A 26,285-nucleotide genomic window follows, 5' to 3' on the forward strand; every position below is an offset into this window, starting at 1 on the left:
CGACCAAGCCCCCATGGATGGGTTCACGACGTCCCCCTCAACCGGACCCACCCCGCCATCCCTCAGGAAACCGGCTTCTGCCGTTGCTCTGGCTTTTAGCAGGTGCAGGGCTGCAAGCCCTGCTGGAACACTCCATATCGCACTCCCGGCCGATTACCGCATTCGAGCCGCCCGATAGTGCACATCCCCTCACGCCCGCCGGGCGGATGATCCGAAGGTCTGCCCCCACGGCACCCCGGAGTCCCTTTCATGTCCCACGTCAGCCCCGACGCACTCCCCCAGTACACCGCCGCGGAGAAACGCCACCGCGTGTTCGCCATCATGTCGGCCTCGTCCGGCAACCTGGTGGAATGGTTCGACTTCTACGTCTACGCGTTCTGCGCCATCTACTTCGCCGGCGCGTTCTTCCCCGCCTCCAACCCGACCGTGCAGCTGCTCAACACGGCAGGCGTGTTCGCTGCCGGCTTCCTGATGCGGCCCATCGGCGGCTGGTTGTTCGGGCGCATCGCTGACCGCCTCGGTCGCAAGAAGTCCCTGCTGATCTCGGTCAGCATGATGTGCGGCGGCTCGCTGATGGTCGCCTGCCTGCCGACCTACGCCACCATCGGTGCGATGGCACCGGTGCTGCTGCTGGTCGCGCGTCTGATCCAGGGACTGTCGGTCGGCGGCGAATACGGCACCACCGCCACCTACATGAGCGAGGTCGCGCTGCGCGGCCAGCGCGGCTTCTTCTCGTCTTTCCAGTACGTCACCCTCATCGGCGGCCAGCTGCTGGCGGTGCTGGTCATCGTCATCATGGAAGCGCTGCTCAGCGAGGCCGAGATCCGCGCCTGGGGCTGGCGCATCCCGTTCGTGCTCGGCGCCGTCGCCGCCGTGGTCGCGCTGCTGCTGCGCCGTACCCTGCACGAAACGCAGAGCGAGGCCGACCGCGATGACAAGGACGCCGGCAGCCTGTCCGCGCTGTTCCGTGACCACAAGGCCGCGTTCTTCACCGTGCTCGGCTACACCGCCGGCGGCTCGCTGATCTTCTACACCTTCACCACCTACATGCAGAAGTTCCTGGTCAACACGGTGCACCTGCCGATCAAGACCGCCAGCTACGTCATGACCGGCGCGCTGTTCCTGTACATGTGCATGCAGCCGCTGTTCGGCATGCTGTCCGACCGTATCGGCCGCCGCACCAGCATGATGCTGTTCGGTGCGCTGGGCGCACTCACCACCGTGCCGATCCTGATCACCCTGCAGCACGTCAGCAGCCCGTGGGCGGCCTTCGGCCTGATAGTGCTGGCGCTGGCCATCGTCAGCTTCTACACCTCCATTTCCGGCATCGTGAAGGCCGAGATGTTCCCGCCGCAGGTGCGCGCGCTCGGCGTCGGCCTGGCCTATGCCATCGGCAACGCGATCTTCGGCGGCAGCGCCGAGTACGCCGCGCTGGGCCTGAAGAGCCTGGGCCATGAGCAGCTGTTCTTCTGGTACGTCACGGTGATGATGGTGGTGGCCTTCCTGGTCAGCCTCCGCCTGCCGCGCCAGGCCCGTTACCTGCACCACGACCACTGAAGGGCAAGGGAGGACAGCGCCGCCGATCTGCGGTACAAGATGACCGTTGCTACCTCGATCCGTACCGATGTCCTTCCCTTCCGACGCCGATCTCAACGCCCAGGCCGCCGCGCTTGGGCAGCGCCTGCAGCAGGCCGCGCTGCAACTGGTCACCGCCGAAAGCTGCAGCGGTGGCTGGATCGCCAAGTGCATGACCGATATCGCCGGTTCCTCGGCGTTCTTCGACTGCGGCATGGTGGTCTACAGCTATGAAGCCAAGCAGCGCCTGCTGGGCGTGCGCGCGCAGACCCTGGAACAGTTCGGTGCGGTCAGCCGCGAGGCCGTGCTGGAAATGGTGTCCGGCGCGCTGATCAATTCCGGCGCCGGGATCGCCGTGGCGGTGACCGGCATCGCCGGGCCCGGCGGCGGCAGCCCGGACAAGCCGGTGGGCAGTGTCTGGATCGGCTGGAAGCGCCGCGGTGGCTATGCCCGCGCCGAGCTGTTCCAGTTCGATGGCGACCGCGAAGCCATACGGCGGCAGACCGTCGCGGCCGCCCTGCATGGCATCGACGCCCAGCTGTGACATGCTGGCCCGGTATGGAACCGGAGTAGGCATCAATGTGGGAGACGCTGGGTACCGTCCGTGACCTGGGCCGGCTGCAGGAAATCGCCGCCGTCCTGATCCGCTACGGCTTCGGCGACGTGGTCCGGCGCATCGGCCTGGCCACCGTGCTCGAGCGCGCGGGCCGCCTGCTGCACTGGAACGAGGAAAGCCAGCAGATGCTGCGCATGACCGCGCCGGTGCGCGTGCGCAGTGCTCTGCAGGATCTCGGCCCGACCTTCGTCAAGCTGGGTCAGGTGCTGGCCACCCGCGTCGACCTGCTGCCGCCGGAGTGGATTTCCGAGCTGTCCGAACTGCAGAACGCGGTGCCGGCGCTGCCGTATGCGACCATCCGCGAGCAGCTGGAAGCCGACCTCGGTGCCTCGCCATCGCAGGTGTTCGCCTTCCTCGATGAAACCCCGATGGCCGCCGCCTCGCTGGCCCAGGCCCATCGCGCGCGCCTGCATGACGGCCGCGAGGTGGTGCTGAAGGTGCGCCGTCCCGGCATCCGCGACGTGGTGGAAGCCGACCTGCGCCTGCTCGCGCGGCTGGCCGAGATCGTCGAGGCGCGACTGCCGGACCTTCGCCGTTACCGCCCCGCCGAAGTGGTCCAGCAGTTCACCGTGTCACTGCGCCGCGAACTGGATTTCGACGCCGAATGCCGCAACGCCGAGCGCATCGCCCGCAACTTCCAGGGACGTGACGACATCCTGATTCCGCAGGTGCACTGGCAGTGGACCTGCGAGAGCCTGAACGTCCAGGATTTCGTCGACGGTATTCCCGGTCGCGATCTGGCCGGCGTCGATGCGGCCGGGCTGGACCGCCGCGAGCTGGCCCAGCGCGGTGCCGACATCGTGCTGAAGATGGTGCTGGAGGACGGCAGCTTCCACGCCGATCCGCACCCCGGCAACATCATCTACCTGCGCGACGGCCGCATCGGCGTGATCGATTTCGGCATGGTCGCTGCGCTGTCCGAAGTGCGCCGCTTCCAGGTCGCACAGCTGCTGCATGGCCTGGTCGAACAGGATCCGCAGGGCGTGGCCGACGTGCTGCTGGACTGGGCCGGTGGCGTGGAAGTCGATGAGAACCGGCTGCAGCACGACATCAGCCAGTTCGTCGACCAGTACCGTGGCGTGCCGCTGAAGGACCTGCGCATCGGCCTGATGCTGGGCGACATCACCCAGCTGCTGCGCAGCTACAGCCTGACTTTGCCGGCCGACCTGGCGCTGATGATCAAGGCCTTCCTGACCCTGGAGGGCATGGGCCGCCAGCTCGACCCGGATTTCGACATGGCCAGCGCCGCCCGTCCGTTCCTGGAGCGGGTGGTGCTGCAGCGCTACGCCCCACGTGCGCTGCTCAAGCGCGGCCGGCGCAGCCTGCTGGGGATGATCGACTTCGCCGGCGAACTGCCGCGCGACCTGCGCAAGCTGGTCCAGGCCGCGCGCCGCGGGCGCCTGCAGCTGAGGGTGGAAACCAGCGCGCTGCAGGGCTTCGGCGACCAGGTGAACCGCGCCGCCAACCGCCTGGTGATGGGCATCGTCACCGCCGCGCTGATCATCGGCTCGTCCATCGTCATGCACAGCGTAGGCGGCGTCTCCAGTCGCTGGCTGCTGGCCGTGGGCGTCTGCGGCTTCGTCGGCGCCGGCTTCTGCGGCGTGTGGATCCTGTTCTCGATATGGAGAAGCGGTAAGCACGCGTGACGTGCTTACCGCGGAATCGCTGCGCGATTCCTGTAGAGCCGACCGCTGGTCGGCTGCTTTTTTCTCTGCGCCCGCGCCTCCCCCATTTGCCGAGCCTAGGCTCGGCTCTACAGAACCCGCCCCAGGCACTTGCACACCCGCCAGTTAGTAGTAATACTACTAACCATGGACCTGACCGACACCCAGCAGGCGATCCTGCAGTTGATCGCCGAGCGTATCGAGAGCGAAGGCGCACCGCCGTCGCAGACTGAAATCGCACGTGCCTTCGGCTTCAAGGGGGTGCGCGCGGCCCAGTACCACCTGGAGGCCCTCGAGCAGGCCGGTGCGATCCGTCGCATCCCCGGGCAGGCCCGCGGCATCCGCCTGGTGCAGGCGCCGCCGATCGAGAAGCTGGCCGAGCCGGGCCTGCCCGACAGCGTCCTGCGCCTGCCGGTGCTGGGCCGTGTCGCCGCCGGCCTGCCGATCGGCGCCGACATCGGATCGGACGACTTCGTGGTGCTGGACCGGGTGTTCTTCTCGCCGGCACCGGATTACCTGCTGAAGGTGCAGGGTGATTCGATGATCGACGAGGGCATCTTCGACGGTGACCTGATCGGCGTGCACCGCACCCGCGACGCCCACTCCGGGCAGATCGTGGTGGCCCGCATCGACGACGAGATCACCGTCAAGCTGCTGAAGATCGCCAAGGACCGCATCCGCCTGTTGCCGCGCAATCCCGACTACAAGCCGATCGAAGTCCTGCCCGACCAGGATTTCGCGATCGAGGGCCTGTACTGCGGCCTGCTGCGGCCCAATCGCTGAGCCCCTGGCAGCAGCCCTGTTCCACCAGCATTACCCCGCGGTCTTTTGTGGCGATTCTCTGGTTCCACTGAGGTTGGTACGGATGTCCGATAATTCTTTTCTGAGCGCCGGGCAGAATCTCAGCCTGTGCGATACATCCGACTTAAAGTGAACCCATGGCAAAGAAGACCCCCAAAGACAGCACCCCCAACGACATGACCTCTGCTAGGAGCAACACGATGGACGAGAACAAAAAGCGCGCATTGGCTGCTGCTCTGGGCCAGATCGAAAAGCAGTTCGGCAAGGGCTCGGTGATGCGCATGGGCGACCGCGTGGTCGAACCCGTCGAAGCCATCCCGACCGGCTCGCTGATGCTCGACATCGCACTGGGCATCGGCGGTCTGCCGAAGGGTCGTGTCGTTGAGATCTACGGTCCGGAGTCGTCGGGCAAGACCACCCTGACCCTGCAGGCCATCGCCGAATGCCAGAAGATGGGCGGCACCGCGGCCTTCATCGACGCCGAGCACGCGCTGGACCCGATCTACGCCGCCAAGCTGGGCGTGAACGTGGACGACCTGCTGCTGTCGCAGCCGGATACCGGTGAGCAGGCGCTGGAAATCGCCGACATGCTGGTCCGTTCGGGTTCGGTGGACATTCTGGTGGTCGACTCGGTCGCCGCGCTGACCCCCAAGGCCGAGATCGAAGGCGAAATGGGTGACCAACTGCCGGGCCTGCAGGCCCGCCTGATGAGCCAGGCGCTGCGCAAGCTGACCGGCAACATCAAGCGTTCCAACACCCTGGTGGTCTTCATCAACCAGCTGCGCATGAAGATCGGCGTGATGATGCCGGGCCAGAGCCCGGAAGTGACCACCGGCGGCAACGCGCTGAAGTTCTACGCCTCGGTGCGCCTGGACATCCGCCGTATCGGCGCGATCAAGAAGGGCGACGAGATCATCGGCAACCAGACCAAGATCAAGGTCGTCAAGAACAAGCTGGCGCCCCCGTTCAAGCAGGTCATCACCGAGATCCTGTACGGCGAAGGCATCAGCCGCGAAGGCGAGCTGATCGACATGGGCGTGGACGCCAAGCTGGTCGAGAAGGCCGGTGCCTGGTACAGCTACGGTGAAGAACGCATCGGCCAGGGCAAGGACAACGCCCGCGGCTACCTGCGCGACAACCCGACCGTTGCCGCCAAGCTCGAAGCCGAGCTGCGCGAGAAGTTCCAGCCGTCCGAAGCCGCCCGCGAGGAAGGCGACGACGACGGCGACGACGAGTAAGACTTGCTGTGGGGCAGGGCGGCGCCGTCAGTGACGTCGCCCTGTCCCGCAGGTTCGAACCGCCCACGGACGGGCAGGGTGCCAGGGACGGCGCCACCCTTGGAGTAAGCAATGTCCGATGCCGACGCCCCCACCGGCCGCAAGCGCCGGCCGCGCGAACAGACCCCCGTACAGCGAGCCCTGGGCCTGCTGGTGCGGCGTGAGCATTCGCGCAAGGAGCTGACCCGAAAGCTGACCGCCCGTGGCATCGAGGGTGACGCCGCCGAGGCTGCCGTGGCCAAGCTGACCGAGGCCGGCTGGCAGGACGACACCCGTTTTGCGGAGAATCTCGTCCGGATGCGTGCCAACACCGGTTATGGGCCCATCCATGTCCGTGCCGAGCTCGGCACCCATGGGCTGGACAGCGCGGCGATCGCCGCCGCGATGGACACTTACGAAGGCGACTGGCAGGAAAACGCCCGCGATCTGGTCCGCCGCCGCTTCGGCGAGGACGGCCCGCAGGACTTGTCACAGCGGCGCAAGGCCGCCGATCTGCTGGCCCGGCGGGGCTTCGACGGGGACACCATCCGTCGCGCGACCCGCTTCGACCCGGATGACTGAGACTGGCGGCGCCGGGCCTGATACCCTTTAGGTTTTCGGCGGTCCGTTACGACCCTGGCCAGTGAGGCCGGCGGTTCGGGGCTGCCGGCCCGCACACTGCCAGCCCCAATGAACGCACCCGCCAAATTCACGACCTCCCAGATCCGTAGCGATTTCCTTGAGTTCTTCAAGGGTAAAGGCCACACCATCGTCCCGTCGGCGCCGCTGGTGCCGGGCAATGATCCGACCCTGCTGTTCACCAACTCGGGCATGGTCCAGTTCAAGGACGTGTTCCTGGGCGCGGAAAAGCGCAGCTACGTGCGCGCGGCCGACGTCCAGCGCTGCCTGCGCGCCGGTGGCAAGCACAACGATCTCGACCAGGTCGGCTACACCGCGCGTCACCACACCTTCTTCGAAATGCTGGGCAACTGGTCCTTTGGTGATTACTTCAAGAAGGACGCCATCGCCTGGGCATGGGAACTGCTGACCCAGGTCTGGAAGCTGCCGGCCGAGCGCCTGCTGGTCACCGTCTACCAGACCGATGACGAGGCCTACGCGCTGTGGCGCGACATGGTCGGCATCCCGGAAGAGCGCATCGTGCGCATCGGCGACAACAAGGGCGCCCCGTACGCCTCGGACAACTTCTGGCAGATGGCCGACACCGGTCCCTGCGGCCCGTGCACCGAGATCTTCTACGACCACGGCGACCACATCGCCGGCGGCCCTCCGGGCTCGCCGGATGAAGACGGTGACCGCTTCATCGAGATCTGGAACCTGGTGTTCATGCAGTTCGACCGCCAGACCGACGGCACCCTGGTGCCGCTGCCGGCACCGTGCGTGGACACCGGCATGGGCCTGGAGCGCCTGGCGGCGATCCTGCAGCACGTGCACACCAACTACGAGATCGACCTGTTCCAGGCCCTGATCCGCAAGGCTTCCGAGCTGACCGGCATGGCCGATCTGGAGAACAAGTCGCTGCGCGTGATCGCCGACCACATTCGTGCCTGCTCGTTCCTGATCGTCGACGGCGTGCTGCCGTCCAACGAAGGCCGCGGCTACGTGCTGCGCCGTATCATCCGCCGCGCCCTGCGCCACGGCTGGATGCTGGGCGTGCGCCAGCCGTTCTTCAGCAAGCTGGTGCCGACCCTGGTCGGGCTGATGGGCGAGGCCTACCCGGAACTGCCGGCCCAGGCCGACACCGTGGTCCGTGCGCTGCAGGCTGAAGAGGAGCGTTTCGCTGAAACCCTCGACGCCGGCATGAAGATCTTCGAGGACGTGGCGGCCAAGGCCAGCAATGGCGTGATCCCCGGCGTCGACGCCTTCCGCCTGTACGACACCTACGGCTTCCCGCTGGACTTGACCCAGGACATCGCCCGCGAGCGCGAGCTTACCGTTGATACCGACGGCTTCGATGCTGCGATGGAGCAGCAGCGCGAGACCGCGCGTGCCGCCGGCAAGTTCGGTGGCGGCGTGACCCTGCCGGCCGAGCTGGTAGCGACCCTGACCCCGACCCTGTTCCTGGGCTACGATCGCCTGCAGGCCGACGGCCTGACCGTGCTGGCCCTGCTCAAGGACGGCCGTCCGGTGCAGTCGGCCGAGGCCGGCGACGCCGTGATCGTCATCACCAACCAGACCCCGTTCTACGCCGAATCCGGCGGCCAGGTCGGTGACACCGGCGTGCTGGCCGGCAACGGCGTGCGCCTGTTGGTCAACGATACCCAGAAGTTCGCGGGCCAGTTCCATGGCCACGTCGGCACCCTGTCCGAAGGCGGCCTGAAGGTCGGCGACGTGCTGACCGGCCAGGTCGATGGCGAGCGCCGCGGTGCCACCATCCTCAACCACTCGGCCACCCACCTGCTGCACGCCGCGCTGCGCGAAGTGCTCGGCACCCACGTGCAACAGAAGGGTTCGCTGGTCGCACCGGACCGCCTGCGTTTCGACTTCTCGCACTTCCAGTCGATCAGCGCCGAAGAACTGGCCGTGATCGAGCGCAAGGTCAACCAGCAGGTGCGCGCCAACAACGCCGCCGAAGTGCACAACATGGGCATGCAGGAAGCGCTTGATTTCGGCGCGATGGCCCTGTTCGGCGAGAAGTACGGCGAGAACGTGCGCGTGCTGAAGATGGGTGACTACTCCACGGAACTGTGTGGTGGTACCCACGTCAGCCGCACCGGCGACATCGGTCTGTTCAAGATCACCTCCGAAGGCGGTGTCTCGGCCGGCGTGCGCCGCATCGAGGCGGTCACCGGCCAGGGCGCCCTGGACTATGTGGCGGCCGAAGAGGCCCGCTTGGCCGAAGCGGCGGAACTGCTGGGTGGCAGCGCCGCTGACGTGGTCGAGAAGATCCGCGCGTTGGGCCTGCGCCAGAAGCAGCTGGAGCGTGAGCTGGAGGCCGTGAAGGCCAAGGTCGCCGCCGGCGCTACCGCCGATCTCTCCGGCCAGGCCGTCGAGGTTGCCGGTGTGAAGGTGCTGGCCGCCCGCCTGGAGGGCTTTGACGCCAAGGCCCTGCGTGATGCCATGGACCGCCTGAAGCAGCAGTTGGGCAACGCCGTGATCGTGCTGGCCGGCACCCAGGACGGCAAGGCCGCCCTGGTCGCGGGCGTGAACGGCAGTGCAATGGGCAAGGTCAAGGCCGGGGAACTGTTGTCCCATATCGCCAGTCAGATCGGGGGCAAGGGCGGCGGACGCCCGGACCTCGCCCAGGGTGGTGGCGAGGACGGGCCCGCCCTTGCTACCGCTCTGGCCGCGGTTGTCGACTGGGTCAGCCCCCGCCTGTGATGTGAACCCCTGCCGTCCCCCTCCTTGTAGGAGCGGGACGGCTGACGGTACCATTGCGAAATCTTTTCCCTTTGTCGTGGGGACGCTTCTTGACGGAGCGTCAAGCCGGTGGGGGATACCCTTCCACACGGTTCCATGGAGACTTACTAAAATGTTGATCTTGACTCGCCGCGTCGGCGAAACCCTGATGATCGGAGACTCGGTGAGCGTCACCGTGCTCGGCGTCAAGGGCAACCAGGTGCGCATCGGTATCACCGCGCCGAAGGACGTTGCTGTGCATCGCGAAGAGATCTACCAGCGCATCCAGCGTGGTGATGAAGCCGGCAGCACCGGAAGTGAAAATTCCGGCGAATAAAAGCTTTACCTTCGCGTCTGATTAACGTTATGATTCACGCCCCGCTGAGGTGCACCGCACCAGACGCGGAGAAAACCCCGGAGCGATGCCCGAGTGGCTGAAGGGGCTCCCCTGCTAAGGGAGTATAGGGTCAAAAGCTCTATCGAGGGTTCGAATCCCTCTCGCTCCGCCAGATACAAGAAAGCGCCCGCAGATCCTCGATCTGCGGGCGTTTTTCGTTGTGCGGGATGAGGCAGTACCTGTTCGCAACCTATTGCGCGTGCTGCGATGCAGTGGCGCTTGCCAGTCCCGTAGAGACCAATGGATGGCGGAAGTGCGGGCGGGTGGCAACCGATGCGCGACTCTGAAGGTCGCCCTCTTTTGGAGGGGCGTGCTGCCGGCCGTTGTTCGATACGTTGATCACGCGTCGCAGCCTGATGCACACAGTGCGCTGGGGTGACGCGCGTTGTTCGCTGTCACGCTGGGTGCTGGTGTGCAGCCGAAAACGGTAAGCCGACAGGCTGCCGCCGCTGCGTGCAGTGTCCGGGGAATGCCATCGAGGGGGAGCGAACAGCAGGATCCAGCGCCAATGATTGCCAGGCACCAAGTGGTGAAGCGAGGGAGCGCGCCGAGATCGCAGGAATCCAGGCATGCGTAGCGGCTCAGACCGCCCGGTTTTTAGGGTGATATCGCTTGATCGTAAGCTTTGTGGACTTCCGCTTTTTCGTCGTTAAGTTCCAATGGAACCGGGTGCTCATCCGAGTACAGGCCCATCCAAAACGGCTTGTCCATCATTAGATTTGAGGCAAAGGAAATGCTGATCAGCAAAGATCATCAAGTTGCTGCACTGGGGTTGTCGCTGGAGGAGAGTGCAGGCCTGGATGTCGCAGTGGACGAATTGCGGCGGGCATTGGGCCCGCTGGATGCATACATCGCAACATACGCGCGTAATGGGATGAGTGGTCCCACTCTGATCCTGGGCCGGAAGGACCCTGGGGAAGGCAAGCGCGGGAATCCCCTGTTTGCGATTCGAAAGATGGATGGCAAGCACTTTCTGGGCTTTACGCTGCGCCCCGAGCGTGATCGCAAGGTGCTTCAAGGGCACTACCAGGCAAACGAGTGGGAGCAGGTGTCGCGTGGCCGGGCATGGCTGCTGGAAACGCTGGCAGGTGGCAAAGAGAGTTTCGTCTCGGACATGACGGCCCTCGGCAGCATGCTGGCCGCCGACCAGCCAGATTTCCTGGAGAGACGAGTGCAGGGGAGGTCACGCGTCCCGACCGACTACAGCGCGTCCGTGAGCTTGGACGAGGGTGGCGAGGACCTCATCCGTGACCTTGATGAACTGCAGTCTCTGCCGCCGACAACGACCCGTCAGCAGCTTGTCGACGCGCGACTGGGACAAGGGAAGTTCCGGAGGGATGTCCTGTCACTGTGGGGTGGGCGATGTGCAGTGACAGGCTGTGATATTCAGGAGGTGGTAAAGGCTTCGCATGTCCAGCCGTGGGCATGCACATCTGCGCCCTCGATGCCGGGCGTATTGGAGCCTCGTCTGGATGCAAACAATGGCCTGCCGCTGGTGGCAACGCTGGATGCTCTGTTTGATCGGGGCCTCATGACATTCAACGATGACGGTCGCGTTCGTTTTGCCGACAGTGACGTTGAGGAGGATCTGGTCAACCGCGGGATGGTGAGCACGGACATGTGTCTTACCCGCACCCCGAATGCAGCCTTGCGCCACTATCTGAGCATCCACCGCAGAGTGGTTTTTGAAGGGTGGGATGAATGATCCATCTGCCCAGCTGTTGCTGGGCACGGTATCGCAAGCGGAGTGATGCGCCAGCACCTGGACAGTACGGCCGGTGCCTGGGCAACTGCCAGGGCTAACCGCGCAACTGGATGCTGACCCTGCGCGGCAGCTACCAATCCGCGGGGGTGCACCGCAGCCGCCCAACGTCATCGACGCTGGGCGGCTGTCCAACCGATCAGGAATCAGTACTAGTAAATGCGGCCGGGCGCCGGAGTCGGCGTCGGTGCACCGGGGTGCCACGGCCGCTCGATCACCTGCGACGGCTGCTCGCGCCACATCACCGCCAGCGTGCAGTCGTTGCCGCGTTCCCGGCACATCTTTTCTGCCTTGCGCTGCGCAGCCTCGGGACTGGCCTCGGCCAGGGCGAAACCCATGGATACCGTTCCGGTGAAGATGGCCGAGTAGCCCTCTCCGGTGGCGACGGCCGACTGCCCGCAGTTGCGGGAGCGGGCGGCACAGTACTTCACCGCGTTCTGCATCGAGGTGCTCACCGTCGCCTGGTTCATCGAGTAGCCGTAGGCGCCGTCTGCATCGTAGGCAATGGCCGAGGCCGCGCCTGCAGTGGACGAAACGCCCAACAGCAGCGCACAGGAAATTGCATGCATCCAGTTCATTGAATCCTCCTTTTCGTCGATGGTTGACCGAAGGGGCAACGGTAATCAAGCCTGTCGTGCGGGCAATCGCGCCCGCGGTTCACGTTCCGCAAGCGCTGTGCTGCCGGCCTCGGCTCAGAGGCGCACGGTCACACCCACCTGGAAGCCACGCCCCGGCAGTGGCGCGATGTATTTCAGTGGCGAGTTGTGCGGGCGCGCCTCTTCGTTGAGCAGGTTGCTGCCATTGATGAAGACCTCCATGCCGGCCACGGCCGTCGTGCGCAGGGGAATCTCCCGGCTCAGCTGCAGGTCGACCAGGGTGAACGCATCCAACGGTACTTCTTCGCTGACGTTGCGACCCAGGTACTTCTGCGTGTCGTAGTAGGTGCTTGACAGCTGCGCCTTCCAGCCTTCGCGCTGCCATTGCACGGTGGCGCCGTAACGGTTGGTCGGCATGTTGGGCAGGTACTCGCCATCGTTATGGGCGCGCAGCGCATCGGGATGGTCGGCCTTGTTCTTCACCAGGTCGGCAAAGGCGGACAGCTCCAGGCTGCCGAAGCGACCGAGCGTCAGTGACTGCGAGGCGTCGACCTCGAAACCCTTCACCGTGGTGTCGGTCTGCTTCCAGTACTTCAGCGGCAGGCGGTTGGCGGTCTGCAGGCCGGAGTAGCCCAGGTACAGGTAGTTTTCGTAACGCATCCGGTAGGCGGTGGCCGACAGCTGGAAGCCGCCCAGGTGGAAGAGGCCGGTCAGCTCGAGGTTCTTCGCACGTTCCGGGTCCAGGTTCTGGTTGCCTTCCTCCTGGGTCATCACCGAATAGTGTGCATTGCTGGCGTAGAGCTCATTGATCTCCGGTGCGCGCTGCGAGGAGGAGTAACGCACCTTGGCGGCGAACAGCGGGCCGAGTTCAATGTAGGCGCCGATGCTGTAGCTGTTGAGCCGGAAGTCGCGGTCCTGCAGCGTGGCGTTGGCGGAATTGCGCGCCGTCTTGAAGCTGCTCGGCCGCAATGTGTGGTCCACGCGTTCGTGGCGCACGCCCGCGTCGAAGGACGCCCAGTCGAAGTCCACTGTTTCCTTCAGGAACACCGCTTGGCTGCGCGTATCGACGTTGGGCAGGTAGCGGAGCGAACCGCTGCCGGTGACCTCGCGCGACTGCTGGCTGAGGCCGAGCAGGCCGCTCAGCGGGCCGATGCGGCGATGGGCCAGCAGCAGTTCGGCCTGGGTGGTTGCAAAATCGTAGTCGTTGGCCTTGCTGGCACCCAATCGTTCGCCGGAGGTGTTGTCCAGCTGCGAGACGCGCAGCTCGGCACGCTCGACGCCCGGCACCGGGTCGCGCAGCAGGGCTTCTAGTGCGTAGCGCTCCTGCTTGATGACCACGCTCACCGGCAGGCCGTCGGCGTAGTTGGAACCGAACGACAGGTTCTGCATCGAGAAACCCGGCACGCCGTATTCGCTGTCCTTGGCATCGATGCTGACACCCACGTAGCCGCGGTCGAAGAACAGGGTCGAGCCGAGCGCCACTTGCGAACTGCGTGAGTAGCTGTTGCCCAGGCGGTGGTGGTAGTCCGGGGTGACGTCGTTGTTGATCCGCTTCTGCACATAGGACGGCGTGCCGGCGACGTAATCCGGGTTGACCGGATTGACGTAGGTCTGGCGCTGCCAGACCGAGGTTGGGCTGTTGGTGTAGAAGGAGAACTCGCCATCGGCCCAGTCCGGGTTCTCAGTCATGAACTGGTCGATGTAGGGCTGCGAGGCCTTGTTGTAGACCTGCTGCACCCGCGCCTCTTTCTGGCAGGCATCGGCCAGCGCCGAGTTGACGCCGCCGGCGGCCGGGAACAGCTGGCTGTTGCAGGCCGCCGCCTTGCTGTTGCCAGGGATGTCGTAGTGCGAAATGCGCTGCCGCGAGACCTGCAGGTTGGTGGAGACGTTGCGCTGGTTGTTGAAGTTCATGCGGAAGCCCTGCGCATCGGCCGCGTTGAAGCCCTTGCGCAGCACCAGTTCCATCGACTGGTCCTTGTCTTCCATCGTGCGCGAAATCAGCCCGGAATCGACCTCGACGCTGCCGCCGATCGCGTTGCCGCCGTAGCGCACCGTGTCGGAGGACTTGTTGACGGTGACGCTGCGCACGAACAGCGGGTCGAAGGGAATGTTGATGTCGCCGCTGATCGCGTTCATGCCCAGCACCGACTGCCCGTCCTGCAGGATCTGCACGCGGTTGCCGCTGAGGCTGCGGATGACTGGCGCGCCGGCGTTGGGTCCGAAGGCGCTGTTCTGCACGCCGGAGACATGCTCGAGCAGGCCGCCGAGGGTGCGGTTCTGGGCCTGCGGGTTGTCGACGGTGACCCGGCTGTCGATGCGTGAGGCCTGGCTGGCTTCCACCTGCAGGGTGGGAAGGGTAGGCGCGTCCGCCGCCTTGGCGGAATGGAGGGCGACGGACTGAAGGGCGAGGGGGATGGCTACAGCTAGCAGGTGGCGACGCATGACACGCTCCGTAAAAATGGCGTGAAATGTTATAACGTAACTATTCGTAACGACAAACGATTTCTTCGCCGTATCATCGGACCCATCATCGATGGCGACCGGCCCTGCCTTGGATTCCCCACAGCACTTCCATCCCGCCACCCGTGACTGGTTCCGTTCCGCGTTCGCAGCATCGACGCCGGTGCAGGACGAGGCCTGGGCGTCGATCGCCGCAGGCCAACACACCCTGGTGGTGGCCCCAACCGGGTCGGGCAAGACGCTGGCCGCGTTCCTGCATGCGATCGACCAGGTGTTCGCCGAGCGCGATGGCGACGCACGCCGCGACCCGGCGGCGAAGCCCGTGGCGCGCACGCGCGTGCTGTACCTGTCGCCGATCAAGGCACTGGGCAGCGATGTGCAGCGCAATCTGCAGGTGCCCCTCCAGGGCATCAGTGCGCGGCGCAGCGAACGTGGGGATCCGGCGGTTGCCCTGACCGTGGCCATGCGTACCGGCGATACCAGCAGCAGTGACCGCGCACGCCTGGTGCGGCGCCCGCCGGACATCCTGATCACCACGCCAGAGTCGCTGTACCTGATGCTGACCTCGCAGGCGAGGGAGATCCTGCGCGATGTGCATACGGTGATCCTCGATGAGATCCATGCGGTGGCGGGCGGCAAGCGTGGCTCGCACCTGGCGCTGAGCCTGGAGCGGCTCGACGCGCTGCTGCAGGTGCCTGCACAACGCATCGGCCTATCGGCAACGGTGCGCCCGGTCGAGGGTGTTGCCGCCTTCCTCGGCGGTGATCGCCCGGTGCAGGTGGTGCAGCCGCCTTCGCAGCGGCAGCTGGAACTGAAGATCGTGGTGCCGGTGGAGGACATGACCGACCTGGTCGTGCACGGTCCCGGCGAAGGACGCGGGGCCGGCGCGCGCACCGGTTCGATCTGGCCGCATGTGGAAGCCAGCATTCTCGACAACGTGATGCGGCATCGCTCCACGATTGTCTTTGGCAATTCGCGTGGCGTGGCGGAACGGCTGACTGCACGACTCAACGAGCTGCATGCCGAGCGCACGGGCGTCGAGCCTGCGAGCGAAGCGGATGCTGCGACTACAGCCGCCTACGGATCGTTCACCGGCAGCACGGTGAACCGTGTCACCACGCCGGCCTCGGTGATCGCCCGCTCGCACCACGGCTCGGTGTCCAAGGAACAGCGCGCCGCCATCGAGCAGGCGCTGAAGTCGGGTGACCTGCGCTGCGTGGTCGCCACCTCCAGTCTTGAGCTGGGCATCGACATGGGCCTGGTGGACCTGGTGATCCAGGTCGCGGCGCCGCCTTCGGTGGCCAGTGCACTGCAGCGGGTGGGCCGTGCCGGCCACCAGGTGGGCGGCCTGTCGCGTGGCCTGCTGTATCCGCGCACGCGCCGTGATCTGGTCGATGCTGTGGTGGTGGTCGACAGCATGCTGGATGGACGCATCGAAGCCCTCGATCCGCCGCGCAATCCGCTCGATGTGCTGGCCCAGCAGACCGTGGCTGCGGTAGCGATGGAGCCACTCGATGTCGAGGCCTGGTTCGCACGCGTGCGCCGGGCTGCGCCGTACCGCACGCTGCCGCGCAGTGCCTTTGACGCGGTGCTGGACATGCTGGCCGGCCGCTATCCGTCCGATGAGTTCGCCGGTTTCCGTCCGCGGCTTGTATGGGACCGGAAGACCGGCACGTTGACCGCACGTCCTGGCGCCCGCCAGCTGGCGGTGACCAGCGGCGGCACCATTCCCGACCGTGGCATGTATGCCGTCGTGCTGCCCGAAGGCGAAGAACAGGCGGGATCGCGCCGTGTCGGCGAGCTTGATGAGGAGATGGTCCACGAGTCGCGGGTGAATGATGTGATCACCCTCGGCGCAACGTCCTGGCGCATCGACCAGATCACCCTTGACCAGGTCGTGGTGACGCCGGCGCCGGGGCGCTCGGCGCGGCTGCCGTTCTGGCGGGGCGAAGGCATCGGCCGCCCGGCCGAGCTGGGGCAGGCCACCGGCGCCTTCCTGGCGGAACTCGAGACCGAGCCTGGTGGCGCTGCCGAGCCGTCGCCGGCATTGCTCGCCCGGCTGCGCGATCGCGGCCTGGATGAGAGCGCGATCAGCAACATGCTGGCGCTTGTGGCGGAACAGCAGCAGGCCACCGGTGTGCTGCCGACTGACCTGCGCCTGGTCGTCGAGCGCTGCCGTGATGAACTCGGCGACTGGCGGGTGATGCTGCATTCGCCCTACGGCCGCCGCGTGCACGATCCCTGGGCGCTGGCGGTGGCTGCGCGCCTGCGCGAGCAGGCCGGCATCGATCCGGCCGTGGTGGCCAGTGACGACGGCATCATCGTCCGCATGCCCGACCGCAGCGGCACACCGCCTGGCGCGGAACTGTTCCTGTTCGATGCGTCCCACCTGCGCCAGGTCATCAATCGCTCGGTCGCCGGTTCCGCGTTGTTCGCCGCACGTTTTCGTGAGTGTGCCTCGCGCGCGCTGCTGCTGCCGCGGCGCACGCCGGGCAAGCGCTCGCCGTTGTGGCAGCAGCGCCTGCGTGCGGGGCAGCTGCTGGAAATCGCCCGTGGCCACGATGAGTTCCCGATCCTGGTGGAGACCGCGCGCGAGTGCCTGCAGGACGTCTACGACCTTGATGCACTGGATGCGCTGATGCTGCGCGTGCAGGCCGGCCAGGTCCAGGTGGTCGAGGTGGATACGGCCGTGCCATCGCCGTTCGCGGCGAACCTGCTGTTCGGCTATGTCGCCGAGTTCATGTACGAAGCCGATGCACCGCTGGCCGAACGGCGTTCATCGGTGCTGTCGCTCGACAGTGGCCTGCTGGCGGAACTGCTCGGCGAGGTGGATCTGGGTGAACTGCTGGACGATGCCGTGGTGGCAACCGTGGAGCGCGAGCTGCAACGCTTGGATCCGGCCCGCCACGCACGTGGCAGCGAAGGCGTGGCCGACCTGCTGCGTGAGCTGGGCCCGCTGCCGGTCGTGGACGTCGCGCAGCGCATCAACGAGCCCGCGCAGGCGGATGCCTGGCTGCACGCACTGCGCGCGGCGGGTCGTGCAATCCGCGTCCCCGTCGCAGGGGCCCAGCAGTGGGCGGCGGTGGAAGATGCCGCGCGGTTGCGCGATGCCCTGGGCATCATCCCGCGTGCGGATGTGGCCGAGGTATTCCTGGCCCCTGTGCCGGATCCGCTGGGCGATCTGCTTAGCCGCCACGCGCGCACCCATGGGCCCTTCAGCAGTGGCAGCGTGGCCGCCCGTTTCGGTCTCGGCGTGGCGGTGGTGGATGCTGCCCTGCACGTGCTGCAGGAACAGGGCCGGGTCGTACGCGGCCGCTTCGGCCTGGATCGTCGTGCGGCGAACGAGAACGACGCGGCAGCTTCGTCGCGTGCAGGCCATGAATGGGTGGGCACGGAGGTGCTGCAGCGGCTGCGGCTGCGCTCCTTGCAGGCCGCCCGCGAGGCGACCCGCCCGGTATCGGTGCAGGCCTATGTCGGTCTGCTGCTGCAGGGGCAGGGTGTGTTGCCCGGGGGCGCACGCAGCAACGACAGCGAAGGCGTGCTGCAGGTGATTGAACAACTGGCGGGGCTGCCACTGCCGGCATCGCTGTGGGAACAGCAGGTGCTGCCCGCGCGCGTGCCCGGCTACACGCCTGCGCTGCTGGATGAACTGCTGGCCACCGGCGCAGTGCTCTGGGTTGGCCATGGCCGGCTGGGCGACGACGATGGACTGGTGTCGCTGCACCTGCGCGAGCGTGCCGCTGAAACGCTGCCGGTCACACCGGTGCAGGGCGAAGACTCACCGATGCAGCAGGCCATCCTGCAGGCGCTGGCCGACGGCGGTGCGTTCTTTGCCCGGCAACTGGTGATGCAGGTACAGCCGCGACTGGTCGGTGCAGACACGGCGGGTGCGGATTTCCAGACGGCGCTGTGGCAGCTGGCCTGGCGCGGACAGATCAGCAGTGACCTGTGGGCGCCGCTGCGTGCGCTGGGCGGAGCGCGGCCTGCACGGGCGCGGCCGACGCCGGTGTCGCGCCGCCGCCGCGGCTTTGCCTTCGTGCCACTGACGACGGGCACCGCAGGACTGGAGCTGGCCAGCAGCACGGGGCCGACGCTGACAGGACGCTGGTCGCTGCTGCCGCGGGAGCGGGCCAGTGACACGCTGCGCGCGCTGGCGCAGACCGAGGCGCTGCTGGACCGCTACAGGGTGGTCACCCGCAGCGCAGCGATGAGCGAAGCCGTGGCCGGTGGATTCCCGGCGCTGCGCCCGGTGCTGCGCACCATGGAGGATGCGGGCCAGCTGCTGCGGGGTCGCTTCGTGGAAGGCATGGGCGGTGCTCAGTTCGCCCAGCGCGACGACATCGACCGGCTGCGTGCCAGCGCCGAGCGGGCTGGCGGGGATGGCGCCTGGGTTGCGCTGTCGGCGCTGGATCCCGCCAACCCCTTCGGCAGCCTGCTGCCGTGGCCCCAGTCGATCGCCGGGCCGCGTCCGGTGCGACGGGCCGGTGCGATGGTGGTGATCGGCGAAGGCCGCCTGCAGCTGTACCTGCCGCAGGGCGGCCGCCAGCTGACCAGCTGGATCGACGACACGGCCCACGACGCGCCCACGCGTTGGGCAGCGGCGGCACAGGCGCTGGCCGTTGGCCTTCGGCGTGGCCGGCGGCTGTCCTTCACCCTGGAGCGGATCAACGACGAGCCCGTCCATCGCGGGCACGCCGTTGATGCCCTGCGCGCGGCGGGATTCAGCAATGAGCCGCGCGGGCTGGGCTGGAACGGCTGACGCAGAGCAGAGCTCGACCGTTCTTGTAGAGCCGAGCCCACGCTCGGCTGCATTTCGTAGCGTCGAGCTTGCTCGACTTAGCCGAGCATGGGCTCGGCTCTACAGCACCGCGCAGCCGAGCATCGGCTCGGCTCCACGGGACCGCGCAGCCATGCTCGAAGCGCTCAGTAGCGTGCGTCCTTCGGCTTCGGGTCGCGCGGCCAGTCATTGCCCTTGCCGGCGAAATCCTGCCGGGGTTGATGGATGAAGTAGTCGGCGATGTCCACGGCGTCCTGGTCCGGCAGCACCTGCTGGCCCAGCGGTGGCTCGCGGCTGGCGGCCGGTGGCATGTTGTGCTTGATGAAGCTGGCCGCCTTGTACAGCCGCGCCATGCCCGCGCCGATGTTGAAGCTGCGCTCGCCCCATAGCGGCGGGAAGGCGATATCACCGCTGCCGTCGCGGCGGCCCTCGCCGTGGTCGTCGTGGCAGGCGGCGCACTGCGCTGCATACAGGGCCTGGCCGCGCATGCGGTCGGGCACCAGCGAGGAATCGATCGGCCCTTCGCTTGGCGCCGCCACCCGCGCGCCGTCGGGTACGGGGCGGCTCAGCCAGGCCATGTATTCCAGCATCGCGCGCATCGGCGGCGCGTCGCGGGCCAGCGGCTTGCCGTTCATCGAACGCTGCAGGCAGCCGTTGATGCGTTCGACCAGGCCGATCTCCTTGCCGGGGCGGGTCATGTAGCGCGGGTAGCTGCCGCCGCCGGTGTTGAGGTAGTGGTTGCCGAAAGGCCGCTTGCCCTCGGCCATGTGGCAGGAGTTGCAATTCAGGTCATTGCCCACGTTGTCCGGCAGCAGGCGTGAGGTCTCGTTGAGCAGGCGGCGGCCGTACATCACCGCATCGCCATTGCCGAGGCTGGCGATCTCTTCGGCGCTGGGCATATGGTACGCGCCGACCCGCGAGCCCTGTGCGTCGAGGATGTCCAGCGTGGTGGGGGTGGCATCCAGCGAGGGATGGCGGTACGCGTACAGCAGTGCGCCGGCTGCGGCTACCACCAATACGCCGATGGCAATGACGATGCTCGCGCTCCTGCACTTGTGTGCGCGCCTCATGGTGCCACCTCCTGCGGAACTACGTGCACGGGTTTGTCGCGCACCACCCTGCGCATGCGCGCGATGTCGGCTTCGCTCACCGCGCTGGCCTGGTTGCCCCAGCTGCTGCGGATGAAGGTCAGGATCTGCGCCAGCTGGGCGTTCGGCAGATGCTCGAAGCCGGGCATCGAGAAGGCCATCCGGTCGTGCGGAGTGCGCGGCGTGCGGCCACCGGCCAAGGTCACCTGCACCAACGAACTCGGGTCATCGGCGAAGACGATGGAGTTGCCGGCCAGGGCAGGGTAGATGCGCGGCATGCCACGGCCATCGGCACGGTGGCAGGCCTGGCAGTGCTCGGCATAGGCCAGCGAACCCTCCCCGCGGTAGTCGCCGTCGCGCAGCGCGGTGGTGGTCGTGTCGGGGCCGGCAATCCACTGCGTGCTGCGGCCGGCGCGCGGCGGCAACTGCTTCAGGTAACGGGCCATGGCCAGCAGGTCGGCGTCGGTCAGGTACTGCGTGCTGTGTTCGACGACGTCGGCCATGCCGCCGAAGGCCGCGGAACGATCGGTGCGGCCGCTGCGCAGGAACTGCACGATCTCGTCCTGGCTCCAGCTGGCCAGGCCGGTGGCCTCGTTGCGCAGGTTCTTCGCATACCAGCCTTCCAGCACCGAGCCGGAGAGGAAGCGACGACCTTCATCGTCGGCCATCGCGGTTTCCTGGAAGGCCACGCCGCGCGGGGTATGGCAGGCGCCGCAATGGGCAAGCCCTTCCACCAGTTCGGCGCCGCGCTGCTGGCCGGCGTCCAGTGACGGGTCGGCAACGAAGCTGCGCGGGCGGGCGAACAGCAGCTGCCACCACGCCAGCGGCCAGCGCATGTTGACCGGCCAGGGGATGGTGCTGTCGGCGTTGTGCTGGCGCACCGGCTGCACCGCACCCATGAAATAGGCATACAGCGCGCGGATCTCGTCGTCGCTGGCGATCACGTAGGAGGCGTAGGGCATGGCTGGATACAGCGGCTGGCCGTCATGGCGGATGCCGCGGCGGACCGCGCGCTCGAAATCGGCATAGTCATAGGCGCCGATGCCGGTGGCCGGGTCCGGCGTGATGTTGGTCGAATAGAGCGTGCCCATCGGCGTCTGCATGCCCAACCCGCCGGCGAAGGGCCGGCCGCCGGGCGCGGTGTGGCAGGCGGCGCAGTCGGCCGCACGCGACAGGTACTGGCCGCGCGCGATCAAGGCTGGCTCGTGGATGTCGACCACGGCAGGCTGGCGCGGCGCGAACCAGTACGGCGTGCTGCGGGCGATGCCCCAGGCCGCACCGACAGCGGCGGCCAGGGCAAGAAGGAGCTTGAGCGAAATGCGCATGGCTGCACTGTCGGCAATCGCTCGGGCGCTCTCATTGATCCGGATCAATGCTTTGTCCGTGAACGACAGACGGCGAAGCTGAATCGATCCCGGCTTGTCATCAACCCGTCATCGACCTGCGATAGATGCGCCCGGTTGCGCCCGCTACCCTGCCACGCTGTCGCACCTTTCCCCGATTGCCCATGAAACGCCCGCTGCTGCTGTTGCTGGCGTGCGCCGGCCTGTGGCTGGCTGCATGCTCATCCTCGATCACCGCCTCGTCCACCTCGCTCAGTGACCAGCTGATCGCGCCCGGTGGCGTGTCCACGTTGCTGGACCAGCCGCGCATCGCCGCGGCCATCGCCGAGCTGCCCAACCGCCATGGCTTCGCGCCGGGCCGGGATGGCGTGCCGATCTTCTGGCGGGTGTTCGACCCGGGCGATTACGGCGCCCGCTACCACTACCTGCCGCAGCGCCACGAGAACGGCCAGCCGCTGGACACCGGGCTGAGTCTCACCGTGCCGCAGCCGTTCCGTGCGCAGGCGCCGCGCGGCACCGTGGTGCTGCTGCACGGTTGGATGATGAACGGTGATTCGATGCTGCCGTGGTCGCTGCAGCTGGCCGAATCGGGATACCGCGTGGTCAACCTGGACCTGCGCAACCACGGCCAGTCCGGGCACGGGCCATCCGGCTACGGCACCTATGAATCGGATGACGTGGTCGATGTGATCGGCGAACTGCGCGCGCGTGGCGAAGTGACCGGCCCGCTGTACTTGTTCGGCGTTTCCTATGGCGCGGCCACCGCTGTGTTCACCGCCGACAAGCTTGGCGACCAGGTGGCCGGCGTGGTGGCGATGGAATCGTTCGCCAATGCCGGCGTAGCCATCCGCACGATGATCCCGCACCTGATGGCGCTGCAGCCGGAAGGCCTGAAGGCGCAGGCGGTCGCGTCCTACGCGCGCTGGCGCTACGGCGGCCAGGACATCAACCAGGTGATCGCCGCGGCCAGCCGCCGCATCGATGTCGACCTGGACCAGGTGGACGTGGCCCGCGCGCTGGCCGATACCCGCGCCTGCGTGCTGCTGCTGCACGGGCAGGGCGACCAGCACATTCCGGTCAGCCAGGGCCGCGAACTGGCCCAGGCCAATCCGCGCGCGCACTACATCGAGATGCGCGGCGAAGACCACATCACCCTGCCGCTGCGCCTGGACCTGCTGGCCGGCGTGGTCGACGACTGGATGGCGCAGGACGAACACCACCCGCCTGCGACCTGCCCGGCGCCGCAGCTGCCCGCGCAAGCCGAGTGGCTGGTCCGCGACACCGCTGCCGCTGCGCCCAGCCGCAGCTGAGCGTCTTCTTCCTGTTTACGGCAGGCGGCGTGCCAGTCCGCGGGCCGAGGCGGCGACGCCGAGCAGCAGCGCGGCCACGCACAGGAACGCGATGCCCAAGGTGGTGAGATGGGCCAGCCCGCCGATGGCCGCCGGGCCGGCGAGGATGCCGGCGTAGCCCAGCGTGGTCACTGCGGTGATGGCGATGCTCTCCGGCATCGCGCGTTGCTGCCCGGCCATCGAGAACAGCGCCGGCACGATGTTGGCACAGCCCAGGCCGACCATCACGTAGCCGACCAGTGCCACCGCGAAGGAGGGCACCAGCGTGGCCAGCGCGAAGCCCGTTGCCGCGGTGATGCCGCCGATGATGATCGTGCGCGTGCGGCCGAGGCGCTCGACGATGCCATCGCCGAACAGGCGCATCGCGGTCATCGCCAGGGTGAATACCGCGAAGCCGGCACCGGCCTGGTCGCGCGGCACCTGCCGCACGTCGGCGAGGAACACTGCACTCCAGTCGAGCATCGAACCTTCGGCCAGGAACACGATGAAGGCCAGCACGCTGATGAACAGCACCACGCCATGCGGAATGGCCAGCATCGGGCCGTCATGGGCGATGCGCTGCGCGCGCCAGTGCGGTGCCGACAACAGGGCCACCACGAGCAGCGCGCCGATCGACAGCAGGGCCGCCATCCACAACGGCGTGCCCAGCAACAGCAGGCCGGTCATGCAGCCGGCACCAACGAAGCCGCCGATGCTGTAGAACGCGTGGAAACCGGACATCATCGCGCGACCGGCATCGCGTTCGACCGCGACTGCCTGCATGTTCATCGTGCAGTCCATGGCGCCGACACCGGCACCGAACAGGAACAGCGCCGCGCCCAGTGCCAGCGGCGTGGGCGCGAGCGACAGCAGCGGCAGCGCCAGCAGGATCAGTGCGGTGGTGATGACCATCAGGCGGCGGCAGCCCAGGCGTCCGCTCAGTGCGCCGGCCAGCGGCATGGCCAGCAGCGAGCCGAGGCCCAGGCAGAGCAGCACGGCGCCCAGGCTGGCATCGGACAGCCCGGCCTTGGCCTTGGCATAGGGCACCATCGGCGCCCAGGCAGCGGTGGCAAAGCCGGGAATGAAGAAGGCGGCGCGGGTGGCGTGCTGCTGGGCACGCGGGGAAGAAGGCGTCATGCGCGGGGAAGGCTCCGGAGAATCCCTGTCATGAAAACGTTTTCAGTCGGCTTGGGCAAGTGCCATTCGTGTCATCCCGCTGCGAATACGAATGCAGCCCCGCCCGCCACACATGCAGAAGCCCGCGATACCGGTGGGCATCGCGGGCCTCGCTGCATGCTACGGCGCAGCGCTTACAGCGGCAGGTCGAACACCAGTACTTCCGCGTCGTTGCCGTTCTCCAGGGTCAGCTGTGCTTCGTCACTGACCTGCAGCGCGTCACCGGCATCGAGGGTGATGCCGTTGACCTGCAGCTGGCCACGGGCGACCTGCACGTAGGCGCCACGACCATTGCCCAGTGCGTGGTGCAGCTTCTGGCTGCCATCGAGGATGGTGGCGTAGATGCGGGCATCCTGCTGGATGCGCAGCGAACCGTCTGCACCGTCCGGCGAGGCGATCAGGCGCAGCTGGCCGCGCTTGGTCTCCGGCGCGAAGTGGGTCTCGCGGTAGGAGGGTTCGATGTTCTCGCTGTCCGGGAAGACCCAGATCTGCAGGAAGTGCACAGGATCGGTGGTCGAGTGGTTGAACTCGCTGTGGCTGACGCCGCTGCCGGCGCTCATCACCTGCACGTCGCCGTAGCGCAGCACCGAACCGGTGCCCATCGAGTCCTTGTGCTCCAGCGCACCGCCCAGCACGTAGGAAATGATTTCCATGTTGTTGTGGCTGTGGGTGCCGAAGCCCTGGCCGCCGATGACCTTGTCTTCGTTGATGACGCGCAGCGGGCCGAAGCTGACGTAGCGCGGATCGTAGTAGCCAGCGAAGGAGAAGGTGTGGCGGGAGGACAGCCAGCCATGCTCGGCCAGGCCACGGGTAGCGCTCTTGCGGATCTGCAGCATGATGATTTCTCCTTGTTCGATGGTTTCGATGAGGCGGGGCGGGCCGGTGGCCGCTGTGTTTCCCCGTTGGAGAGAAGTATCCGCTTGCACCCTGGGTTTGAAAAACGGATAGTTTTGACAGCCATCATCGAAAATTTCGAATGCTCAAACTCAGCCTTGATGCCCTGCAGATCCTGGATGCCATCGACCGCCGCGGCTCGTTTGCCGCCGCCGGCAAGGCCCTGCACAAGGTGCCCTCGACTATCTCCTACACCGTGGCCAAGCTGGAGGAGGATCTGGGAGTGCAGCTGTTCGACCGGGTCGGCCCCCGCGCGGAGCTGACCGAGGCTGGTCGCGCCCTGTTGGACGAGGGTCGTCACCTGCTGCGCGCCGCCCGCGAGCTGGAGCTGCGGGTGCGCCGGGTGGCCTCCGGCTGGGAGGCCGAGCTGAGCCTGGCGGTGGATTCGATGTTCCCGACCTGGCTGTTGGGTCCGGACATTGCAGCGTTCCGTGGCATTGAGGCGCCGACGCGCCTGCGCCTGTTCGGCGAAGCGCTATCCGGCACCTGGGAGGCGCTGCTGGACCGTCGCGCCGACCTGTTGGTGGCTGCAGCGGGCGAGGGGCCCAGTGGTGGCGGCTATGTGGTGGAGCCGCTGGGCAGCGTCGATTTCGTGTTCGCGGTGGCACAGGATCATCCGCTGGCGCGGGCGCCGGGCGTGCTGGGCCGCGAGCAGCTGGCCGAGCACTGCGCCATCGCCGTGTCCGATTCCGCGCGCCGCCTGCTGCCACGCACGGTGGGCCTGTTGATGGGCCAGGAAATGCTGACGGTGCCGGACATGGCCAGCAAGCTGAAGCTGCAGTGCGAGGGTGTGGGATTCGGTTTCCTGCCCGAGCCCTGCGTGCGCGCAGCGGTGGCGCGTGGCCAGCTGGTGATCCGCGAGGTGGAGGAGCCGAAGCCGGAGGAGACGTTCTGGCTGGCGTGGCGCACCGGTGAGGATGGTGCGGCATTGCGCTGGTGGCGCGAGCGGTTGCGCAGGCCGGAGCTGCTGGCGCAGTGGTGGCAGGCGATGGGCCAGTAGAGCCACGCCATGCGTGGATGCTTTTTGCAGGGCTTGCAGCCCTGCACCTGCCGAAGCAACAGCAACAGCAACAGCAACAGATGGTTATCCGTGGGTTGGCGGGGTGGGTCCGGTTGAGGGGGACGCCGTAAATACGTCCATGTAGGCTTGGTCGCGGCATCCATGCCGCTCACACCCCCTCAACCGGACCCACCC

The 26,285-nt window shown here is 67.0% G+C and carries 18 protein-coding genes and 1 tRNA gene; 13 read left to right on the forward strand and 6 right to left on the reverse strand.

Features of this window, described 5'->3' with window-relative positions:
• Nucleotides 1-249: 249 nt before the first annotated feature.
• From DCO49_RS12185 to DCO49_RS12230, 10 genes are all read left to right on the forward strand, one after another.
• Nucleotides 250-1,557 (forward strand): MFS family transporter, encoded by a 1,308-nt coding sequence (locus DCO49_RS12185; RefSeq protein ID WP_108768477.1) that lies wholly within the window; start codon nucleotides 250-252, stop codon nucleotides 1,555-1,557.
• A 67-nt stretch (nucleotides 1,558-1,624) separates the two neighbouring features.
• On the forward strand, nucleotides 1,625-2,119 hold the full coding sequence (locus DCO49_RS12190) for a CinA family protein (RefSeq protein WP_116864252.1): 495 nt from the start codon (nucleotides 1,625-1,627) through the stop codon (nucleotides 2,117-2,119).
• Nucleotides 2,120-2,154: 35 nt separating this feature from the next.
• A complete protein-coding gene (gene ubiB, locus DCO49_RS12195) occupies nucleotides 2,155-3,837 on the forward strand; it encodes a 2-polyprenylphenol 6-hydroxylase (protein ID WP_116864253.1) in 1,683 nt (560 codons plus the stop codon).
• Nucleotides 3,838-4,002: 165 nt separating this feature from the next.
• Nucleotides 4,003-4,638 (forward strand): transcriptional repressor LexA, encoded by a 636-nt coding sequence (gene lexA, locus DCO49_RS12200; protein WP_079221455.1) that lies wholly within the window; start codon nucleotides 4,003-4,005, stop codon nucleotides 4,636-4,638.
• A gap of 218 nt (nucleotides 4,639-4,856) precedes the next feature.
• On the forward strand, nucleotides 4,857-5,894 hold the full coding sequence (recA, locus tag DCO49_RS12205; RefSeq protein ID WP_079221456.1) for a recombinase RecA: 1,038 nt from the start codon (nucleotides 4,857-4,859) through the stop codon (nucleotides 5,892-5,894).
• A gap of 111 nt (nucleotides 5,895-6,005) precedes the next feature.
• On the forward strand, nucleotides 6,006-6,494 hold the full coding sequence (gene recX, locus DCO49_RS12210; protein ID WP_116864254.1) for a recombination regulator RecX: 489 nt from the start codon (nucleotides 6,006-6,008) through the stop codon (nucleotides 6,492-6,494).
• A 108-nt stretch (nucleotides 6,495-6,602) separates the two neighbouring features.
• Entirely contained in the window at nucleotides 6,603-9,251 is a 2,649-nt protein-coding gene (alaS, locus tag DCO49_RS12215; protein ID WP_116864255.1) for an alanine--tRNA ligase, read from the forward strand.
• Nucleotides 9,252-9,402: 151 nt separating this feature from the next.
• On the forward strand, nucleotides 9,403-9,606 hold the full coding sequence (gene csrA, locus DCO49_RS12220; RefSeq protein WP_079221459.1) for a carbon storage regulator CsrA: 204 nt from the start codon (nucleotides 9,403-9,405) through the stop codon (nucleotides 9,604-9,606).
• 79 nt (nucleotides 9,607-9,685) lie between these two features.
• Nucleotides 9,686-9,778: transfer RNA gene (locus DCO49_RS12225), tRNA-Ser, on the forward strand.
• Nucleotides 9,779-10,399: 621 nt separating this feature from the next.
• Nucleotides 10,400-11,371 carry an HNH endonuclease gene (locus DCO49_RS12230; protein ID WP_116864256.1) on the forward strand — a complete coding sequence of 324 codons (972 nt, stop codon included), beginning with the start codon at nucleotides 10,400-10,402 and terminating at the stop codon, nucleotides 11,369-11,371.
• A gap of 209 nt (nucleotides 11,372-11,580) precedes the next feature.
• Here DCO49_RS12230 and DCO49_RS12235 read toward each other — a convergent pair whose 3' ends face one another.
• Both DCO49_RS12235 and DCO49_RS12240 read right to left on the reverse strand, forming a co-directional pair.
• Nucleotides 11,581-12,006: a DUF4189 domain-containing protein gene (locus tag DCO49_RS12235; protein ID WP_116864257.1), complete on the reverse strand. Its 426-nt coding sequence runs from the start codon at nucleotides 12,004-12,006 to the stop codon at nucleotides 11,581-11,583.
• 114 nt (nucleotides 12,007-12,120) lie between these two features.
• Nucleotides 12,121-14,466 (reverse strand): TonB-dependent receptor, encoded by a 2,346-nt coding sequence (locus tag DCO49_RS12240; protein WP_116864258.1) that lies wholly within the window; start codon nucleotides 14,464-14,466, stop codon nucleotides 12,121-12,123.
• 109 nt (nucleotides 14,467-14,575) lie between these two features.
• Between DCO49_RS12240 and DCO49_RS12245 the strand changes: the two genes are divergently transcribed.
• Nucleotides 14,576-19,243, forward strand: coding sequence for an ATP-dependent helicase (locus tag DCO49_RS12245; RefSeq protein WP_243402731.1), 4,668 nt, complete (start codon nucleotides 14,576-14,578; stop codon nucleotides 19,241-19,243).
• 164 nt (nucleotides 19,244-19,407) lie between these two features.
• Here the strand turns inward: DCO49_RS12245 and DCO49_RS12250 are convergent, their stop codons facing one another.
• Together DCO49_RS12250 and DCO49_RS12255 are read right to left on the reverse strand one after the other, a co-directional pair.
• On the reverse strand, nucleotides 19,408-20,331 hold the full coding sequence (locus tag DCO49_RS12250) for a c-type cytochrome (protein WP_116864260.1): 924 nt from the start codon (nucleotides 20,329-20,331) through the stop codon (nucleotides 19,408-19,410).
• Nucleotides 20,328-21,674 carry a cytochrome c gene (locus DCO49_RS12255; protein ID WP_116864261.1) on the reverse strand — a complete coding sequence of 449 codons (1,347 nt, stop codon included), beginning with the start codon at nucleotides 21,672-21,674 and terminating at the stop codon, nucleotides 20,328-20,330. The genes DCO49_RS12250 and DCO49_RS12255 overlap by 4 nt, the downstream gene beginning before the upstream one ends.
• Before the next feature lie 182 nt (nucleotides 21,675-21,856).
• On the opposite strand from DCO49_RS12255, the gene DCO49_RS12260 reads away from it, so the two are divergent.
• Complete coding sequence (locus DCO49_RS12260) at nucleotides 21,857-23,002, forward strand: alpha/beta fold hydrolase (RefSeq protein ID WP_116864262.1); 1,146 nt, start codon at nucleotides 21,857-21,859, stop codon at nucleotides 23,000-23,002.
• A 15-nt stretch (nucleotides 23,003-23,017) separates the two neighbouring features.
• Here the strand turns inward: DCO49_RS12260 and DCO49_RS12265 are convergent, their stop codons facing one another.
• Together DCO49_RS12265 and DCO49_RS12270 are read right to left on the reverse strand one after the other, a co-directional pair.
• Nucleotides 23,018-24,157: an MFS transporter gene (locus tag DCO49_RS12265; protein WP_116864263.1), complete on the reverse strand. Its 1,140-nt coding sequence runs from the start codon at nucleotides 24,155-24,157 to the stop codon at nucleotides 23,018-23,020.
• Between the two features lie 173 nt (nucleotides 24,158-24,330).
• Entirely contained in the window at nucleotides 24,331-25,032 is a 702-nt protein-coding gene (locus DCO49_RS12270) for a pirin family protein (RefSeq protein WP_116864264.1), read from the reverse strand.
• Between the two features lie 140 nt (nucleotides 25,033-25,172).
• Here DCO49_RS12270 and DCO49_RS12275 point away from each other — a divergent pair, with 140 nt between their 5' ends.
• Nucleotides 25,173-26,090: a LysR substrate-binding domain-containing protein gene (locus DCO49_RS12275; RefSeq protein ID WP_116864265.1), complete on the forward strand. Its 918-nt coding sequence runs from the start codon at nucleotides 25,173-25,175 to the stop codon at nucleotides 26,088-26,090.
• The last annotated feature ends 195 nt before the right edge of the window (nucleotides 26,091-26,285 follow it).

The organism is Stenotrophomonas sp. SPM (assembly GCF_003105135.1).
GTDB lineage: Bacteria > Pseudomonadota > Gammaproteobacteria > Xanthomonadales > Xanthomonadaceae > Stenotrophomonas.

Excerpts from the sequence above, each read along its gene's own strand:
- DCO49_RS12185 (WP_108768477.1), top strand. The coding sequence starts at position 250 with ATGTCCCACGTCAGCCCCGACGCACTCCCCCAGTACACCGCCGCGGAG.
- DCO49_RS12190 (WP_116864252.1), top strand. The coding sequence starts at position 1,625 with ATGTCCTTCCCTTCCGACGCCGATCTCAACGCCCAGGCCGCCGCGCTT.
- ubiB (WP_116864253.1), top strand. The coding sequence starts at position 2,155 with ATGTGGGAGACGCTGGGTACCGTCCGTGACCTGGGCCGGCTGCAGGAA.
- lexA (WP_079221455.1), top strand. The coding sequence starts at position 4,003 with ATGGACCTGACCGACACCCAGCAGGCGATCCTGCAGTTGATCGCCGAG.
- recA (WP_079221456.1), top strand. The coding sequence starts at position 4,857 with ATGGACGAGAACAAAAAGCGCGCATTGGCTGCTGCTCTGGGCCAGATC.
- recX (WP_116864254.1), top strand. The coding sequence starts at position 6,006 with ATGTCCGATGCCGACGCCCCCACCGGCCGCAAGCGCCGGCCGCGCGAA.
- alaS (WP_116864255.1), top strand. The coding sequence starts at position 6,603 with ATGAACGCACCCGCCAAATTCACGACCTCCCAGATCCGTAGCGATTTC.
- csrA (WP_079221459.1), top strand. The coding sequence starts at position 9,403 with ATGTTGATCTTGACTCGCCGCGTCGGCGAAACCCTGATGATCGGAGAC.
- DCO49_RS12230 (WP_116864256.1), top strand. The coding sequence starts at position 10,400 with ATGCTGATCAGCAAAGATCATCAAGTTGCTGCACTGGGGTTGTCGCTG.
- DCO49_RS12235 (WP_116864257.1), bottom strand. The coding sequence starts at position 12,006 with ATGAACTGGATGCATGCAATTTCCTGTGCGCTGCTGTTGGGCGTTTCG.
- DCO49_RS12240 (WP_116864258.1), bottom strand. The coding sequence starts at position 14,466 with ATGCGTCGCCACCTGCTAGCTGTAGCCATCCCCCTCGCCCTTCAGTCC.
- DCO49_RS12250 (WP_116864260.1), bottom strand. The coding sequence starts at position 20,331 with ATGAGGCGCGCACACAAGTGCAGGAGCGCGAGCATCGTCATTGCCATC.
- DCO49_RS12255 (WP_116864261.1), bottom strand. The coding sequence starts at position 21,674 with ATGCGCATTTCGCTCAAGCTCCTTCTTGCCCTGGCCGCCGCTGTCGGT.
- DCO49_RS12260 (WP_116864262.1), top strand. The coding sequence starts at position 21,857 with ATGAAACGCCCGCTGCTGCTGTTGCTGGCGTGCGCCGGCCTGTGGCTG.
- DCO49_RS12265 (WP_116864263.1), bottom strand. The coding sequence starts at position 24,157 with ATGACGCCTTCTTCCCCGCGTGCCCAGCAGCACGCCACCCGCGCCGCC.
- DCO49_RS12270 (WP_116864264.1), bottom strand. The coding sequence starts at position 25,032 with ATGCTGCAGATCCGCAAGAGCGCTACCCGTGGCCTGGCCGAGCATGGC.
- DCO49_RS12275 (WP_116864265.1), top strand. The coding sequence starts at position 25,173 with ATGCTCAAACTCAGCCTTGATGCCCTGCAGATCCTGGATGCCATCGAC.